Annotated in this window: 18 protein-coding genes; all 18 read right to left on the bottom strand. The window is 47.7% G+C overall.

Features of this window, described 5'->3' with window-relative positions:
- Positions 1–6 precede the first annotated feature (6 nt).
- Positions 7–471 (bottom strand): YpoC family protein, encoded by a 465-nt coding sequence (locus MHH76_RS11920; protein WP_044805006.1) that lies wholly within the window; start codon positions 469–471, stop codon positions 7–9.
- A 35-nt stretch (positions 472–506) separates the two neighbouring features.
- Positions 507–1,169, bottom strand: coding sequence for an endonuclease III (nth, locus tag MHH76_RS11925; RefSeq protein WP_020451922.1), 663 nt, complete (start codon positions 1,167–1,169; stop codon positions 507–509).
- 16 nt (positions 1,170–1,185) lie between these two features.
- On the bottom strand, positions 1,186–1,884 hold the full coding sequence (locus MHH76_RS11930; RefSeq protein WP_020451923.1) for a DnaD domain protein: 699 nt from the start codon (positions 1,882–1,884) through the stop codon (positions 1,186–1,188).
- Between the two features lie 74 nt (positions 1,885–1,958).
- The gene (gene asnS, locus MHH76_RS11935) at positions 1,959–3,251 is read right to left on the bottom strand and encodes an asparagine--tRNA ligase (protein WP_020451924.1); all 1,293 of its coding nucleotides are present in this window, start codon (positions 3,249–3,251) and stop codon (positions 1,959–1,961) included.
- 148 nt (positions 3,252–3,399) lie between these two features.
- Complete coding sequence (locus MHH76_RS11940; RefSeq protein ID WP_023857423.1) at positions 3,400–4,584, bottom strand: pyridoxal phosphate-dependent aminotransferase; 1,185 nt, start codon at positions 4,582–4,584, stop codon at positions 3,400–3,402.
- 21 nt (positions 4,585–4,605) lie between these two features.
- Positions 4,606–5,091, bottom strand: coding sequence for a cell wall elongation/penicillin-binding protein regulator TseB (gene tseB / locus MHH76_RS11945; RefSeq protein WP_020451926.1), 486 nt, complete (start codon positions 5,089–5,091; stop codon positions 4,606–4,608).
- A 9-nt stretch (positions 5,092–5,100) separates the two neighbouring features.
- A complete protein-coding gene (locus tag MHH76_RS11950) occupies positions 5,101–5,271 on the bottom strand; it encodes a YpmA family protein (RefSeq protein ID WP_003182913.1) in 171 nt (56 codons plus the stop codon).
- A 152-nt stretch (positions 5,272–5,423) separates the two neighbouring features.
- Entirely contained in the window at positions 5,424–8,216 is a 2,793-nt protein-coding gene (dinG, locus tag MHH76_RS11955; protein ID WP_023857424.1) for an ATP-dependent DNA helicase DinG, read from the bottom strand.
- A gap of 123 nt (positions 8,217–8,339) precedes the next feature.
- A complete protein-coding gene (gene panD / locus MHH76_RS11960; protein ID WP_003182918.1) occupies positions 8,340–8,723 on the bottom strand; it encodes an aspartate 1-decarboxylase in 384 nt (127 codons plus the stop codon).
- Positions 8,723–9,589, bottom strand: coding sequence for a pantoate--beta-alanine ligase (gene panC / locus MHH76_RS11965; RefSeq protein WP_020451929.1), 867 nt, complete (start codon positions 9,587–9,589; stop codon positions 8,723–8,725). Before panC ends, panD begins: the two co-directional genes overlap by 1 nt.
- A 2-nt stretch (positions 9,590–9,591) precedes the next feature.
- On the bottom strand, positions 9,592–10,425 hold the full coding sequence (gene panB, locus MHH76_RS11970) for a 3-methyl-2-oxobutanoate hydroxymethyltransferase (protein WP_020451930.1): 834 nt from the start codon (positions 10,423–10,425) through the stop codon (positions 9,592–9,594).
- A 248-nt stretch (positions 10,426–10,673) separates the two neighbouring features.
- On the bottom strand, positions 10,674–11,657 hold the full coding sequence (locus MHH76_RS11975) for a bifunctional biotin--[acetyl-CoA-carboxylase] synthetase/biotin operon repressor (protein ID WP_020451932.1): 984 nt from the start codon (positions 11,655–11,657) through the stop codon (positions 10,674–10,676).
- On the bottom strand, positions 11,642–12,835 hold the full coding sequence (locus tag MHH76_RS11980; RefSeq protein WP_020451933.1) for a CCA tRNA nucleotidyltransferase: 1,194 nt from the start codon (positions 12,833–12,835) through the stop codon (positions 11,642–11,644). Before MHH76_RS11980 ends, MHH76_RS11975 begins: the two co-directional genes overlap by 16 nt.
- Positions 12,795–13,976 carry an N-acetyl-alpha-D-glucosaminyl L-malate synthase BshA gene (gene bshA, locus MHH76_RS11985; protein ID WP_025811230.1) on the bottom strand — a complete coding sequence of 394 codons (1,182 nt, stop codon included), beginning with the start codon at positions 13,974–13,976 and terminating at the stop codon, positions 12,795–12,797. The genes MHH76_RS11980 and bshA overlap by 41 nt, the downstream gene beginning before the upstream one ends.
- A complete protein-coding gene (gene bshB1, locus MHH76_RS11990; protein WP_023857431.1) occupies positions 13,976–14,683 on the bottom strand; it encodes a bacillithiol biosynthesis deacetylase BshB1 in 708 nt (235 codons plus the stop codon). The genes bshA and bshB1 overlap by 1 nt, the downstream gene beginning before the upstream one ends.
- A complete protein-coding gene (gene mgsA / locus MHH76_RS11995) occupies positions 14,670–15,083 on the bottom strand; it encodes a methylglyoxal synthase (RefSeq protein ID WP_020451936.1) in 414 nt (137 codons plus the stop codon). The genes bshB1 and mgsA overlap by 14 nt, the downstream gene beginning before the upstream one ends.
- A 19-nt stretch (positions 15,084–15,102) precedes the next feature.
- Positions 15,103–15,906, bottom strand: a complete 804-nt coding sequence (gene dapB / locus MHH76_RS12000) for a 4-hydroxy-tetrahydrodipicolinate reductase (RefSeq protein WP_020451937.1) — start codon at positions 15,904–15,906, stop codon at positions 15,103–15,105.
- 12 nt (positions 15,907–15,918) lie between these two features.
- Complete coding sequence (locus tag MHH76_RS12005; RefSeq protein ID WP_023857432.1) at positions 15,919–16,257, bottom strand: nucleotide pyrophosphohydrolase; 339 nt, start codon at positions 16,255–16,257, stop codon at positions 15,919–15,921.
- Positions 16,258–16,347: the final 90 nt, after the last annotated feature.

A 16,347-nucleotide genomic window follows, 5' to 3' on the forward strand; every position in this document is an offset into this window, starting at 1 on the left:
CACAGTTTAGTGAGTGGCTTTTTTATGATTGATGGCAATATATTTATAAAATTGCTTTTTCATTTCCGTAAACAATTCGTCAAGCTGAATAAAACAATGATACTGCGTTGGTTTCTGGAGGATAAACTCGAGGCGTTCCGTCCAGTTCATCGGCTTGGCTCCAAAATCCTTACGGGTGATGATCTCCCAGTTGAGACTTTTGACGGGCTCCCTCATCGTCCAGTGGAGGCTTGCGATCAAGCAGCACACCCCGTTCAGCATATCATCCTGGCTGCACCTTGACTTTCTCGTTTTAAAGACGGGCAGAAGCTTTTCTTTTGTACGCTCCCAAACCGCAAACAGAAGCGGGACCCATTCTTCAGCATGCTCCCACGGCTTGTTCTCTTCTATGTCCTGAAAAAAATCATAGCAGAGCGGATTTTCCGAAAGAACGTCAAGCCTTTCGCCGGATTCCAGTCTTCTCTTCCGCAGCGTTTTTTCGTATTCGTCCAACAGTGAAACGCTTGTCACGGCAGCTTCACCAGCCCTTTTTTATATCGTTTTTGCCCTTCCCTGCACAGAGAAAACAACGGGCATTCTTCACATTTCGGCCTTTGCGCCTTGCAGTGATAGCGTCCGAAAAAGATCAGTCGGTGATGAGTAACGGACCACTCTGATTCAGGCACTTTTTTCATCAGCGTCTTTTCGACTTCCGCTACCGAATCCTTCCATCTGCAAATGCCGAGCCTTTTTGAAACCCTTTCCACATGGGTGTCGACGGCAATGGCAGGAACACCGAATGCAACGGAAACGACGACATTGGCGGTTTTTCTCCCGACGCCCGGAAGTTTCACCAGCTCATCCCGGTCTTTCGGCACTTCACCGCCGTATTCTTCCAGCAGCATTTTGCAGAGCTTTTGAATATTTTTGGCTTTGTTCCGGTATAAGCCGATCGATTTGATATCTTGCTGCAGCTCTTCAAGCGGAACGGCAAGATAATCTTCAGGCTTTTTATATTTTTTGAAAAGCGTTTTCGTCACTTTATTGACAAGCGCGTCTGTGCACTGGGCCGATAAAGCGACGGCGATGACAAGTTCAAACGGATTGTCATGGACTAATTCGCATTCAGCATCCGGAAACATTTCACCGATTGTTTCTAAACAAAACTCGATCTGTTTTTTTGTCAGCATGTCTTCACCTTTCACTTTATTGTTCAAGCCAATTGTAAAAAGGAACCTGTCTTGTATACTCCTTTTGCTCACTTTGCCGCGGAGCGGTCTTCCGCCTGAATCTTTGGCTGTAGTTTGCGGCTTGTTCGACTGTTGAAATGCCGTTTTTCTTCCACTCAAACAAAATCCGGTCAATGTAGCGGAAATTTAGTTTTCCTGATATGACGGCTTCTTTGAGAGCTTGTTTGATCAGCTGTGCATCGTGATGATCCTGGTCAAGCCAGATGCTGAGCGTCTCGCATTCCAGCGGAGACAGCGGCCGCGCAAATTCTTCTTCAAAGATCGTATAAAGGCTCTTCTCTTCGCCTTCATTCTGTTCGGCGAGTTGCTTCTGCTCGTCCATTTCAAGATGCTCAAACAGCTTGCCCCAGAGAGGTTCGAGCGAATACTTTTCAAACTTAATGCCGTTCTGGTCTTCGCATTCTTCTATATAGATGAAGCCTTTTTGAATGAACATTCTCAGCATGTTCATACATTGTTCGGTTTCAATCGACATCGTCTTGCTTAATTCCTCCGGGGTCGGAAAAAATGAACCTCTCTCAACATGCATTTTAATGTTTAAGAGCAGCATGAATTCTGTCTCGTTTAAGCCAAGCTCCCGATAGTTTAAAAAAAGCAGATTCGGAATGGTGACAGATCCCATCTCCTGCATCTTAATAAAGTGCTGTTTTTTCATTCGATACACCTCTTACCTTCCAGTATATCATGGATGACTGTGAAAAAGTCTCCTGGAATCAGGAGACTTTTTTCTTAAGGATATAAGCGATTTAATAGTCTTGGGAACGGAATCGTTTCGCGGACGTGCGGAGAGCCGCAGATCCAGGCAACCGTCCGTTCGAGTCCGAGTCCGAATCCTGAATGCGGAACTGATCCGTATTTTCTCAGCTCTGCATACCATTGATAAGCATCCGATTCTAAACCGTGCTCTTTCAGGCGTGCTTCGAGAAGCTCAAGATCATGGATCCGTTCAGATCCGCCGATAATCTCACCGTAGCCTTCAGGCGCAATCAAGTCAGCGCACAATACGACATCTTCCCTGTCAGGGGCAGGCTGCATATAAAACGGCTTTAATGATGTCGGATAGTGTGTAATAAATACCGGCTTGTCATAGCTTTCGGCAATCGCCGTTTCGTGAGGAGCGCCAAAATCATCGCCCCATTCAATATCGTCAAAGCCTTTCTCTTTTAAGAACTGAATCGCTTCATCATACGTGATTCTTGGAAAAGGCGCTTTGATAAGCTCCAGTTTGGAAGTGTCTCTGCCGAGCGTATTCAGTTCAATTTTGCAGTTTTCAAGCACGCTTTGAACGATAAAAGAGACATAGTTCTCTTGAACTTCAAGATTTTCATTGAATTCGACAAACGCCATTTCCGGTTCGATCATCCAGAATTCAATCAGATGGCGCTTTGTTTTTGATTTCTCGGCTCTGAAAGTCGGCCCGAATGAAAAGACTTTTCCTAAAGCCATTGCAGCAGCTTCCATGTAAAGCTGGCCGCTTTGCGAAAGGTAGGCATCTTCGTCAAAATACTTTGTCGCAAAAAGCTCTGTCGTTCCTTCAGGTGCGCTTCCCGTCAAAATCGGAGGATCGACTTTAACAAAGCCTTCCTTATTGAAAAATTCGTATGTAGCGCGAATGATTTCATTGCGGATTTTCATCGTTGCGTGCTGCCGTTTTGAACGGAGCCACAAATGTCTGTGATCCATCAAAAATTCTGTTCCGTGTTCTTTTGGTGTAATCGGATAATCTGTTGCTTCATGGATGACTTCAAGCGATGTGACAGCAAGCTCGTAGCCGAGTGGCGAACGCTCGTCTTCTTTGACGACGCCTTTTACATATAGCGATGTTTCCTGTGTGACAGATTTAGCGGCTTGAAATGTTTCTTCGTCCACTTCCGCTTTGACGACGACTCCTTGGATAAAGCCTGTCCCGTCTCTAAGCTGCAAAAACGCAATTTTGCCGCTTGAGCGTTTGTTGGCGATCCAAGCGCCGATTGTTACTTCTTCACCAACATGCTTGTACACTTGGTTTATTGTTGTTTTCACTATCGTTTCCCTCCAAAACACGAAAGAATTCGGTCAAGCCCTCATTCTTTCTGACGTCCATAACGTATATTATACCTTTTTTGATTCGATCAGGTCAATGCAGCTTGCGTGCATGCAAAAAGCGTCCAGCTGCGGACGCTTTCTGCTTCTAGCGGCTGCGATTCACGACAAAGCGGCGAATCCGTGCGACCGCTTCTTCCAAAAGTGACAAGGATGTCGCATACGACAGACGGATGTTGTCCGGTGCGCCGAACCCTGAACCGGGAACAATCGCAACTTTTTCTTCTTCCAAAAGCGCTTCGGCGAATTCATCAACGCTTGAAAAGCCGCACGATTCTGCCGCTTTTTTTGCATTCGGGAACAAGTAGAAGGCCCCTTCAGGCTTCAGGCATGTCAATCCCGGAATGTCAACAAGCAGTTCATACACCTTGTTCAGCCGGTCTTCAAAAGCTTTTCTCATCTCTTCAACAGGCTCGTTTGGTCCATTGTAAGCGGCAATGGCTCCGTATTGTGCGACAGATGTCGGATTTGACGTGCTGTGGCTGGCAAGGTTCGTCATCGCTTTAATGATCGGTTCGCTGCCTGCCGCATACCCGATTCTCCAGCCGGTCATGCTGTGTGACTTGGAAACCCCGTTGATGATTACGGTTTGATTTTTAAGTTCTGGAGAAAGCTGTGCGATGGATACATGTTTTTTTCCGCCGTAAATCAGCTTTTCATATATTTCATCAGATACGATTAGAATGTTGCGGCGAAGGCATACTTCACCGAGCGCTTTCAGCTCTTCTTCCGTATACATCATGCCTGTCGGATTGCTTGGGGAATTGATGATCACAGCCTTCGTTTTTTCCGTGACGGCTTTTTCAAGCTGCTCCGGAGAAATTTTGAAGCTGTTTTCCTCAAGGCCTTCCACAAATACCGGTTTGCCGCCTGCAAGCTTGACTTGTTCAGGATAGCTGACCCAGTACGGAGTCGGAATAATCACTTCGTCCCCTTCGTCGAGGAGCACTTGAAATAGGGTGTAAAGAGCATGCTTTGCACCTGTGCACACGATAACTTCAGATTGGCGGTACTCGATTCCCTGATCGCGCTTGAATTTTTCGCGGATGCTGTCTTTCAGCGCCGCAAGACCTCCGGAAGGCGTGTATTTGGTATGTCCTTCATTCATCGAACGGACAGCCGCCTCAATGATGTGCTCAGGCGTATTAAAATCCGGTTCACCCGCCCCAAGACCGATGACGTCGTGCCCTGCCGCTTTTAAATCTTTTGCTTTTGCAGTGATTGCCAGTGTTGCAGATGGTGTTAACGCTGATACTCTTTTAGCTAGATTCAACTCGATTTCCCCCTGTTTCGTCTAAGGCGTAATATTTTTGTGAATTTTTCCGTTTATAAAGTCCACATAGCTTAAACTGTACTGCCCATCTTTATTTAAGTATGTAACTTCCCACAATAGAACATTGCCTTCCCTTGCAAGGTGCACCTCTTTAAGCTCAGACACAAGGCCTTCATCCTGAACCGCTTTTGAAGCCTGGCGGCCGGTAATGCCGTCTGCCGCTTTTTTGTAAATCGTTTTCTGCTTTTTGTCAGCAGGCACCCAAACATACATTTTGCCGCCTTTTTTGTCCGTCCCTGTGACAATGTACTGCTTTTCTTTGCCGACAAACGTCTCCACGCTGTCAACTTGTTTTAAGCCTGCTTCCTGCTTGGCAGTTTCGGCAGCCTGCTCGTGGCCGCTTTCTTTCTGATCCATAGCCGTACGGTAGACATTCGCTCCCGCAAGAAGTGCTGTTAAAAAGATAATACCAAATATCAGTATGAAAATTAATGTTTTTTTGCCCATTTTCTGCTCCTAAGTACGATAAATCGTAAAAATGGCCTGTTTTTGATCTTCTTCATCGAGAGCGAGGCCGAACATGAGATCATCGCGTTTGAGCGTGCGGTTCAAAAGGTCGACGATTTTATACAGGTCTTCTGAATGCTCGACGCTTACCGTAGATAAAATTTCGATTTTGTTTTCCATTTTTCAAATACCTCCGAACGAAACAATAATTGTAATTCATACTCTCTGTGCCTAAAGCCATACTAGTTGTTACAACGGGATAACCGTTTAAATAAACAGCCTAAAAAATAAAACCTTAATCCACACCATTTAAGAGCCGCTTTATGCGGCTTTTAGCCGTTTTTCCCGGCTATGTAGGCTTCAAGCTCAAGGAATGTAGGCTCCATGACTTTTGCAGGGGGCAGAGCCTTCATAAACACCGTACCGTAGGAAGAGGTTCGGATGCGGCGGTCGAGAATCACGACCGTTCCGCTGTCTTTCTCCGAGCGAAGCAGCCTGCCGATGCCCTGCCTGAATGCCAGGACAGCTTCCGGCAGAGATACCGCTTGAAACGGGCTTTCTCCCCTTCTCTTTGCCCGGTCACACTTGGCTGATTCAACGGGGTGGTCTGGCGGCCTGAACGGCAGCCTTGCGATGACCAGCGTCGTCAGCTCGTCACCCGGAAAGTCAACGCCCTCCCAAAAATGGTTCGTTCCGAGAAGAACCGCATGGGGATACGATCTAAACAATTTCATAACCTTGACGGGGCTTCCGCCGGAAATCCCCTGCGCAAGGAGCTGACAAGGAAAATCTTCCTCTTGTTTTATTGCATGGTAGACATCTCGCAGCATATCATGAGACGTAAACAGGACGAGCACTTTGGCGTTTTTCTGTTTTGCAAGCGCCTTGACGAAACGCGTGACATCTCGAATATAGTCTTCAGGATCGTTTTGAATCGTGCTGACATCCGTCGGAATCATGATGTTCATATGCTTATCATAAGAAAAAGGCGCCTCGATTTGCAAGGTCCTCGGATAGAAATCGCTTAAACCGAGCTTTTTGATCATATAGTCAAATGAGTTCTCGACGACAAGCGTCCCCGATGTGAGCACAACGCTTTTTTTCTCGGTGAAAAACCGGTCGGCCAGAATTTCGCTTGTATCAAGCGGCTGAGCGTAAATGGCCGCGGCGTTTTTTGCGCCCTTCGCGTCAATTTCAATCCAGACGACCTCATCTTCGACAGGGTCAAACATCAAGCGGGCGAGCGTCTTTCGATATTCTTCAAGGTCGTCCATGCATGAATCGTATTCCTCTAACAAAAACGCCTGGCGGCTGGTGAAGGAAGCCTGTTTTTCAGCGAGGCTTTTCTTTTGATCCGAAAACAGCCGGTGCATGTCATACAGCAAGGAACACAGTCTTCTCGCGCTTTCTTCAAGCCTGTTCCATGCCCTGCTTTCACCGATTTCGCCGATCTTATATAAGAGACGGTTGAGATCGTTTCTTGGTTTCCTCCGCTTGACAAAAGAATGAACAGCCGTAAAGAACAGATCGCTTTCTTCAAGAAGCTGAGCGAGCCATTCGTCCATTTGGAAAAAAGATTCTGGTGAAATGCCTGCTGACCGGTAGAGGCGTTCGGCTTTTTTTAAAATCCCCCTTTGTTTGAGGGTGCCGAGCCGCATCAACCTTTTATGGAGAAAGACATAGTCTGCTCTTGCCCCATACTGCTCGCCCGCTGCGCGTTCAAAGTGATGGGCTTCATCAATAACAAACGTATCGGCATCACCGGTATGAATTCGCTGATTGGCTTCGTCAGTCAACAGAAGCGCATGATTGGTAATGATCATATCAGCCTTCTGCGCCCGCGCTTTGGCTCTCTCATAAAAACACAGTTTCCTTAGGGTGCTGTTTTCTGCATATGAATGCGAATCATATGCCAGTCTGTCCCACAGAAGCTTTCCGCCTGACGGAAGATTAATTTCCGATAAATCGCCCGTTTCTGTATCTGTCAGCCAGACGAGAATTTGCGCTTTTGCAAGGACGCTATCATAATTGTCATCATCTTCCTGTAAAATATGCTTGAACTTGCGAATGGATAAATAATGAGAGCGGCCCTTTAAAACCGCGGCTTTGACCGGGAAAGGAAAAATCTTTTCCAAAAGCGGGATATCACGGTTGATCATCTGTTGCTGAAGCAATGTCGTATATGTGCTGATCACGACCGGCTTGCCTGTTTGCTTGGCGCGGATTGCAGCCGGCACGAGATATCCGAGCGTTTTTCCGATTCCAGTGGCAGCTTCGATCAGAGCATGCTCATGATTTTGAAAAGCGGTCCAGACCTCCCGCATCATTTTCGTCTGTCCTTCTCTCTTGTCAAACCGGTCGTCCAATGAAGAAAGTCCGCCGTCTTTTTCCCAAATAAGCGGCTCTGCCTGCGGGACCCGGCTCTTATGACCGGCCTCTTCATCCTCGTCTTCAGGGGTCCTGATCACAAAGGAACCAACCTTCATAAAGCCGGCATCAAGTTCGGCATCGGCGCCTTTTTCAGCGATCAAGCCGTCAAAAAGCTCCTGCGCGTCACTGATCAAATGCCAGGATAAACGTCTGATTGATTTCAAAACCGAAATCGGCAGCCTTTTCAGTCTGTCCATCATATGTAAAAAGATCAAAGCGGTCACTTCCGCATCGCTGTCAGCCCTGTGCGGGTTTTCATGGCGAATCTGAAGCTCTTCGCTCAGCTCAGTCAATTTATAGCCGTCAAAACCCGGAAAAACGATTCTCGAAAGCTCCACCGTATCGAGAACGCTGCATTCAAGCTCGCCAAAACCGGCCTGCTGCAGCTCATACTTTACAAAAGCAAGATCAAAATGAATGTTATGAGCGATAAAACAGCTGTCTTGAAGCAGCTCAAAAATATCTTCGGCAATCGCCGAAAATGGCTCTTCATTTTCAACCATTTCATTCGAAATTCCCGTCAGCTGCTCGATAAAAGCGGGAATCGGCTGATTGGGATTCACATATTTGGAGAAACGTTCGGTCATTTGTCCATTTTCAATCACAACCGCTGCAATTTGAATGATTCTGTCGCCTTTTTTCGGCGAATTCCCTGTCGTTTCCACATCAATGACCACATATCGTTGATTGTTCATTCAATGGACACCTCAATTTCGATACCTTCGACAAAAGTGTAACACGTTTTAGAAAGATGCGGGGAAAAAGCTTCGCCTTCTACTCTTTCTAAACGATATGAAAGCCCCCTAAAGGCAAGGGGGCTACAGAATGGTACGGGCGGGCTCCTGACCCAGCATTTCCTCGATTTCGTTTCTCTCGTTCAAAACGGCAACCTTCGGCTTATGGGTCTTTGCTTCCTCTTCAGACATCATGGCATAAGAAACGATGATGACGACATCTCCCACTTGAACAAGGCGGGCGGCAGCTCCGTTTAAACAAACGACGCCGCTCCCCCTTTCACCGGGAATGATGTACGTTTCCAGCCGGGCCCCGTTATTATTATTCACAATTTGCACTTTTTCATTTGCCATCATTCCGACGGCATCCAGCAAATCTTCATCAATTGTCACGCTGCCGACGTAGTTCAAATTGGCTTCCGTCACTCTCGCTCTGTGAAGTTTTGCGCTCATTAACGTACGGTACATCATAAATCCTCCTTTTGATCTGCCGGGATATCGACGATGATATTATCAATTAAGCGGGCTTTGGAAAACTGAACGGCAACCGCTATGATGACTTTTCCAGTCAATGGCTCCCTGATCTCCAGATCGGGATATGAATAAATTTCCGCATAATCGATGACACCGCTCGTTTTTTCAAGAATGCTCCGAACCTCTCGCTTAACAGCTTCCGCATCCCTCTCTCCATCACGGATCAGCTCGGCGCCGCGCTGAAGGGCTTGATAGAGAGCGGGTGCTTCCTGCCGTTCTTCTGCTCGCAGGTTGACATTTCTTGAGCTTTTGGCAAGCCCGTCTTCTTCCCGTTTTGTTTCAACCGGGATCAGCTCAATATCCATGAAAAAGTCGTTGATCAGCCCGTCGACAACGGCAACCTGCTGCGCATCTTTCATGCCAAAATAAACCCTTGTCGGAAAGGTGAGATTGAACAGCTTTGTGAGCACTGTTGCGACACCGTCGAAATGACCTTCCCTTGAACGGCCGCAAAGGACGTCCGTCCGCTTTTTCACGCTTGCGGTAACCGTCGACTCCTGACCGTACATTTCTTCAGGCTCAGGAGTGAACAAAATGTCCACTCCTCCGTCAGCCGCAAGCTGCCGGTCCCTTTCGATATCTCTCGGGTACGCTTCATAGTCTTCACCCGGACCGAACTGCATAGGATTGACAAAAATGCTCATCACGACAATATCATTGTCTTTTCGCGCTTTTTCCACAAGCGACATATGGCCTTCATGAAGGAAGCCCATTGTCGGCACAAAACCGATCGTTTTGCCTTCTTTGCGATAATTTTTCGTTGCATTTTGTATATCTTTTGCTGTATGGATCTGAATCATGCTTATTTCCCTCCGTATAATCCTTCAAGAACTTGCTGATCGATACGGAATGAATGAGCATCTTCAGGAAACACGCGGCTTCTGACATCCTCAACATATCCTCGAAGCGCTTGTTCAAGTGGCTGATCGATTTGCACATACTGTTTTACAAATTTAGGCGTCCGGCTCACTCCGTGTCCGACAACATCGTGGTAAACGAGAACTTGTCCGTCTGTACCAGGGCCTGCTCCAATGCCGATGACAGGAATCGTGAGCTCCTTTGAAATCTGTTCAGCGAGCGCTGCCGGGACGCATTCGAGAACGAGCGCAATTGCGCCTGCTTCTTCACAGCGCCTGCTGTCTTCAATCAGCTTGCGGGCGCTTTCTTCATCTTTCCCCTGAACTTTATAGCCTCCCAAGACACCGACGGATTGAGGAGTCAAGCCTAAATGGCTGACAACAGGTATTCCGCCGCGTGTTAAAGCCGTGATCGTCTCAAATACACCGTCGCCGCCTTCAAGCTTCAAAGCATCGGCTCCGCTTTCCTGAACGATCGCCGCGGCATTATTCAGAGCGCTTTCCAAAGAGCAGTGATAAGACATAAACGGCATATCCGTCACCACAAACGTATCTTTTGCCCCGCGTTTTACGGCTTTTGTATGGTGGATCATATCAGCGACCGTCACAGATACGGTCGAATCAAGGCCGAGCACAACCATGCCGAGCGAATCGCCGACAAGAATCATATCGACGCCGGCCTGTTCGGCAAGCTTTGCCGCCGGGTAATCGTAGGCTGTCAGCATGACGATCGGCTCTCCCTCTTGTTTCATTTTTAGAAAATCAATCTTTGTCTTCATGTTTTCTCCTCCTCTTTTTCAGAGGAGATGAGCTGCCGTGCTTGCATGTGCATCTTTTCGGACAGCAAAAAAACCTTCCGGCAAGAAGAAGGATTTCGAATCGTCCGTGTTCGGCAAGAATCATCCCTCTGTCCCAGTCCTTTTTGGATCAAGGCAGACTGTTTTTTATCAGTTGCATGTTTTCCAGGTGCAGTTCCTACAGGATACTGCCCATCCGAAGTATACCAAAAACGCATGGATCCTTCCAACTATGACGGATTTATATCGATATCGGCGGAGTATATTTTTTTGATGCCGTCACTCGTTTCCAGGATCAAGACGCCTTCTTCGTCTATTCCCAGCGCTTTGCCGTGAAACGTTCCGTTCAGCGTCCTGGCCGTCAATTCACGGTTCAGGCTCAAAGCGTAGCTCTCCCATAAAAGCTTGATCGGCTCGAAACCGTAGGCGAGATAGTCTTCATACCTTTTTTCAAATGTCGCCATTATCGTTTGAATCAAAGCGGCTCTGTCGATTTTTTCACCGCTTGCGAGACGAAGGCTTGTCGCTGTTTCTTTTAATTCTTCCGGAAAGTCGCCAGCAAGCTGATTGACGTTGATCCCCATTCCGACGATGACAGAATGGACCTGATCGGCTTCCGCCTGCAGTTCGGTTAAGATCCCGACGACTTTTTTGCGGTTGATCAAAATATCGTTCGGCCATTTGATTTCAGCTGCGATGCCGGTTTGCTCTTCGACTGCCTGAACGATCGCGACTGCGGCTAAAAGCGTCAGCTGCGGCGTTTTTTGTACGGGCATTTCAGGTCTTAAAATGATGCTCATCCAAATGCCGTTTCCTTCTGGGGAATGCCATGCTCTCGCCATTCTTCCCCTTCCTTCAGTCTGCTTGTCGGCAACGATGATCGTTCCTTCCGGCGCACCGTTGTTTGTTAGCTCATGGGCGATTTTTTGAGTTGATGAGACGACATCCTGAAAATGGATGGTCTGTCCCATTTTTTTCGTTTTTAACCCGAGCCTGATTTCATCTTCGGTGATTTTGTCAGGTTTTTTTATCATTTTATAGCCGAGCTTTCGGACCGCTTCAAGTTCATATCCCGATTTTCTCAGATCTTCGATATGCTTCCAAACGGCGGTCCTTGAGCATCCGAGCTCTTCGCTGATTTTCTGGCCTGAAATGAATTCGCCGTCGGCCTCTGTAAACAATTGAATGAGTTTCTTTCTTAAATTTGACTGCATGAATCCAGCCACTCCTCTATGGCTTTTTTTTGATTGGCAAGCTCCCCGCTTAACACGGCCCGCTCAATCCGTTTCAAATCATCGGACACCCATTTCCCGGCCGGCTTCTTTCTGAAATTCAACAAATCGCTTCCAGACACCGCCAGGTCTTTCAGGCTTTTAATCGGAAGCGCGCGGTACGACTGTCTGATTTCAGCCAGCCGCTTTTCATCGATTGCCTGCTTGTCCCTTAAGCTGCGGATGGCGGAAGCGGACAGCAGCGTCTCTTCCCCCGCCTCATACATCGAGACGGCATCCCATTTTTGATCGATTCGTTCAGCCGTCAGGAGCGCCTGTTTTATGACTTTCCCCGGAAGCTTCCACCCTTTTAAAAACCGGTGAGCCTCAGCGGAATCGAGTGATATCATGTGAATGAAAGCCGCCCATATATCCGCTCTTTTTTGAAGTTGGTAAAAAGGAAAAGCACGGGCAGCCAGAACGCGCTCCTTTTTGCCGTCCAGCCCCGGAAGCTCCTTGTAAAGCCCTGTTTCAGCCGCCGCTTCCAAAGCCCTGTCCGCCGCTTTTCCTTTTAAAAGCTTTTCGAATTCAACCGTTTTCCGCTCTGTAGAAATATGAGCCAAGAGCAGACGGTTTTCGCAAATCGCTTTTTTTGTATTTGGAGAAAGCTCAAACTCGAGCTGACTCATAAAACGGAGCGCCCGCAGCATGCGTAGCGCATCTTCGTGAAAACGCTCCGCCGGGTCGCCGACCGTTTGAATCAATTTTTCCCGGATGTCGCGGAGTCCGCCGAAATAGTCGATCAGTCTCCCCTGTTCATCCATCGCCATAGCATTAATCGTCAAGTCCCGCCTCTTCAGGTCTTCTTTCAGCGATTTGATAAACTGAACGCCGCTCGGCCTTCTGTAATCCTCGTACTCAAGCTCTGCACGAAAGGTCGTCACCTCATAGGATTCTCCCTCAAAGAGGACGATGATGGTTCCGTGTTCCTTTCCGACATCAACGGTTTTCGGAAAAATGGCTTCAATTTCTTCCGGGGATGCATCTGTAGCGATGTCAATATCACCGATATCCCGGTTCATTTGGGCATCCCTGACAGATCCGCCTACAAAGTAGGCCTGCCGGCCGTGTTTTTTCAGTTCACGAAGGAGAGGAAGAGCCTTCAAAAAGAGATCCTCCATTGTCACACTCCCCGTCTGTTAATTGTTGATAAATTTCTTCATATTGCGCGATGATTTTACTGGAAGAAAAGCGCTCCTTGATGCTTTCTAGCGCCGCTTCCGCAAACTGGCGCTGCAGGCTTTCATCAGTCAGCAAATGGAGCGCTTTACGAGCTGCGCCTTCAATATCTCCTACATCGACCAAGTAACCGGATTTACCGTTTTTGATCACCTCGGGAATACCTCCGATATTGGTGCCGATGCACGGAACGCCGCAGGCCATCGCCTCCAGCAGCACTAAACCGAAGCTTTCCTTCTCGGACAAAAGCAGCTTTAAATCGCTGATGGCGTAAAGCTCTTCTACGCTGTCCTGTTTGCCCAGGAAAAGAACATCATCTTTTAGTCCGAGCTGTCTGACAAGCTGGCAGATCACGGTCATCTCCGGCCCGTCGCCGACGAGAATCAGCTTCGACTTCATTCGTTTGACAATGCGGCTGAAGACATGGATGACGTCCTGCACGCGCTTCACCTGTCTGAAATTGGATACGTGGATGATCACTTTTTCATCAGGGGCGATGCCGTACTGCTCTTTCAGCGAATGATGCTCCTGCTTTTTTAAATACACGCGCTCATCCACAAAATTATAGATCGTTTCGATTTTTTTGTTCGGTTTGATCAAATCGTACGTTTGCGCGGCAAGAGCTGAAGAAACCGCTGTTACGCGGTCAGACGACTCGATCGCAAATTTGATCAGATCTTTTAAAGACGGATCATAGCCGAGAACGGTTATATCTGTGCCGTGCAGCGTTGTGACCGTTTTAATGTTTCCGTTCAGCATTTGCTTCGCTAAAAAAGCGGAAATCGCGTGAGGCACCGCGTAGTGGGCATGCAGAACATCAAGCTGTTCCCGCTTCGCCACCTCCGCCATTTTGCTGGCCAAAGCCAAATCATACGGCGGGTGCTTAAACACGGCATATTGATTGACTTCGACTTCGTGAAAATAGATGTTGGAATACACTTTATTGAGCCTGTACGGAACACTTGATGTAATAAAATGAATTTCATGTCCTTTTTCCGCAAGGAGCTTGCCGAGCTCGGTAGCGATAATTCCTGATCCTCCGACACTCGGATAACATGTGATTCCGATTTTTAACTGTTTCATCATCCGCCCCCAAATAAATCGTTGTTTAACAGAAGAGTCCGCTTTGAAAAAAACCCTTCCGCGTATGCGACGCCGACCTCTTTTCCCAAAAGCTTTTCCCTTGCTTCGACCGTTTCAATATATCCGTTCGTCAACGGTGTTTCAACCGACTGCCGGGAACGGGTGAACTGGCTCTGATAAGCAGCAAGGCTTTCCTTTTTTTGATTGATCGTTTCGGAAATGTCGATGACAAATTCGGGTTTGTGAAAACCGTTGATCATATAGTAGTACACGTTTTGGACTTTATGGGCCGGCTGTTTTTCTGCATCTTCGTATTTATGTATTCCAGCGGAAAAGACCGCTTCTTCGACGATTTCCGCTGCATGCCCGTGATCGGGATGCCGGTCCTTCGGATAAGGGACAAAGACAAGCTTCGGCTTATGTTTTCGAATGACGGCAACCGCTTCCCTGATCGCCTCCTGGCTGGGAAACAGCCCCCTGTCCGGCAGCGTGAGGGAAATCCGCGCGCTGGCGCCGAGAATGTCGGCCGCCTGCGCCGCTTCGCTTTTTCTCGTTTCGACTGTTCCGTTTGAAGACAGTTCAGCCTGGGTTAAATCGCAGATGCCAATTTGAAAGCCTTTTTTAGTATATTTGGCAATGGTTCCTCCCATGCCGATTTCTACATCATCGCTGTGCGCGCCGAAAGCCAGTATATCAAGCATCTCGATCCCCGCCGTGGACAATGTTTCTGAATTCAAACGCGCCTTCCTCGACAGATCGGATCAAGATTTCCGCCGTTCCCATATTGGTGGCGAGCGGAATGGCATAAACGTCAGACAAGCGGATAAGAGCTGACACATCAGGTTCGTGCGGCTGGGCCGTCAGCGGGTCTCTCAGAAAAATCACAAGGTCGATGTCATTTTTCGCAATTAAAGCACCGATCTGCTGGTCTCCGCCAAGCGGTCCCGATTGAAAACGCACGACGGGCAGCCCTGTCGCTTCGGTGATTTTTAAACCGGTCGTCCCTGTCGCAAACAGCTCGTGCTTTTTTAAAATATCTTTATAAGCGGTCGTCAGCTGAATCATGTCCTGTTTTTTTCGGTCATGGGCAATTAAGGCGATTTTCAAAGCGATTTCCCCCTTCTTGTTACTCTATGATATTTTCAAGGCCGTAGACAAGCTGATCGATTTTCATCACTTGTTCAACAGCCAGTTTCACACCAGACATAAAAGATGCGCGGTTGTATGAATCATGACGGATTTTCAAGGTTTGGCCGTCTCCGCCGAACATCACTTCCTGATGGGCGATCAATCCCGGCAGACGAACGCTGTGGAGACGGATTCCGTTTTGATCGGCTCCTCTTGCTCCCGGCAGAATTTCTTTTTCATCCGGATGCCCCTGCATTTTCGCTTCGCGAACAGCCGAAATCATTTCCGCCGTTTTCAAGGCCGTTCCGCTTGGTGCGTCAAGCTTTTGATCATGGTGCTGTTCAATGATTTCGACATCGGTAAAATAGTTGGCAGCCATTTGCGAAAACTTCATCATCAACACGGCTCCGAGCGCGAAGTTTGGCGCGATGATGGCTCCGATCCCCTTCTCGTCGGTCAGTTCCATAAGCTCGTTCAAGTCGCTCTCAGAAAATCCTGTCGTTCCCACAACAGGACGGACGCCGTGCTCCAGCGCGATTTTTGTATGTAGCTTGCCGATTTCCGGCGTTGTCAAATCAATTAGAACGTCCGGAGCCGTTTCTGAAAAGCATTCGGTAATATCGGTGTAAATGACGGCTTCTGAACTTGATATCATCACGTCTGACAGCTTTTCACGGTTATATGTACGGTCGATTGCACCGACAAGCTCAAAATGTGCGGTATCTTCAACAAGTTTGACCGCTTCGCTTCCCATTCTTCCGCGCGGTCCTGCTATTGCGATTTTAATGGTCTCCTTTTGCATCTTGATTCTCCTCTACTTTCCTTCTTCTTTTCTTGTCCAGCGGTCTTTGTCACGGGTGTTGAACTTCTCCATGACCATATCATGCGCTTCATCCAATGATATATGAAGCGAATTCGCAAGACAAACTAAAACGAACAATACGTCGCCGATTTCTTCATCGATCTTTTTTTCTGATTCGGTTTTTTTCTTCGGTTTTTCACCGTAATGATGGTTGATTTCCCTCGCCAGTTCGCCAAGCTCTTCCGTCAGCCTGGCCATCATGGCAAGCGGACTGAAATAGCCTTCTTTAAACTGGCCGATATATTCGTCAACCTCACGCTGTATATCTTTCATCGTTTTTTCTTTCGTCATGCTGACAAAACCTCCTGTCATCTCTTACATGTTAGCGAATTCAAACAAGTTTGACAAATGTTTAAGACGGGTTTGCTGTTTTAAAACGGA

The sequence above is a fragment of the Bacillus sp. FSL L8-0193 genome (assembly GCF_037976065.1).
GTDB lineage: Bacteria > Bacillota > Bacilli > Bacillales > Bacillaceae > Bacillus > Bacillus paralicheniformis.

Coding starts and splice junctions, on each gene's coding strand:
- nth (WP_020451922.1), bottom strand. CDS start 1,169: ATGCTGACAAAAAAACAGATCGAGTTTTGTTTAGAAACAATCGGTGAA.
- MHH76_RS11930 (WP_020451923.1), bottom strand. CDS start 1,884: ATGAAAAAACAGCACTTTATTAAGATGCAGGAGATGGGATCTGTCACC.
- tseB (WP_020451926.1), bottom strand. CDS start 5,091: ATGGGCAAAAAAACATTAATTTTCATACTGATATTTGGTATTATCTTT.
- MHH76_RS11950 (WP_003182913.1), bottom strand. CDS start 5,271: ATGGAAAACAAAATCGAAATTTTATCTACGGTAAGCGTCGAGCATTCA.
- dinG (WP_023857424.1), bottom strand. CDS start 8,216: ATGAACAATCAACGATATGTGGTCATTGATGTGGAAACGACAGGGAAT.
- panD (WP_003182918.1), bottom strand. CDS start 8,723: ATGTACCGTACGTTAATGAGCGCAAAACTTCACAGAGCGAGAGTGACG.
- panC (WP_020451929.1), bottom strand. CDS start 9,589: ATGATTCAGATCCATACAGCAAAAGATATACAAAATGCAACGAAAAAT.
- panB (WP_020451930.1), bottom strand. CDS start 10,425: ATGAAGACAAAGATTGATTTTCTAAAAATGAAACAAGAGGGAGAGCCG.
- MHH76_RS11975 (WP_020451932.1), bottom strand. CDS start 11,657: ATGCAGTCAAATTTAAGAAAGAAACTCATTCAATTGTTTACAGAGGCC.
- MHH76_RS11980 (WP_020451933.1), bottom strand. CDS start 12,835: ATGGAGGATCTCTTTTTGAAGGCTCTTCCTCTCCTTCGTGAACTGAAA.
- bshA (WP_025811230.1), bottom strand. CDS start 13,976: ATGAAACAGTTAAAAATCGGAATCACATGTTATCCGAGTGTCGGAGGA.
- dapB (WP_020451937.1), bottom strand. CDS start 15,906: ATGCAAAAGGAGACCATTAAAATCGCAATAGCAGGACCGCGCGGAAGA.
- MHH76_RS12005 (WP_023857432.1), bottom strand. CDS start 16,257: ATGACGAAAGAAAAAACGATGAAAGATATACAGCGTGAGGTTGACGAA.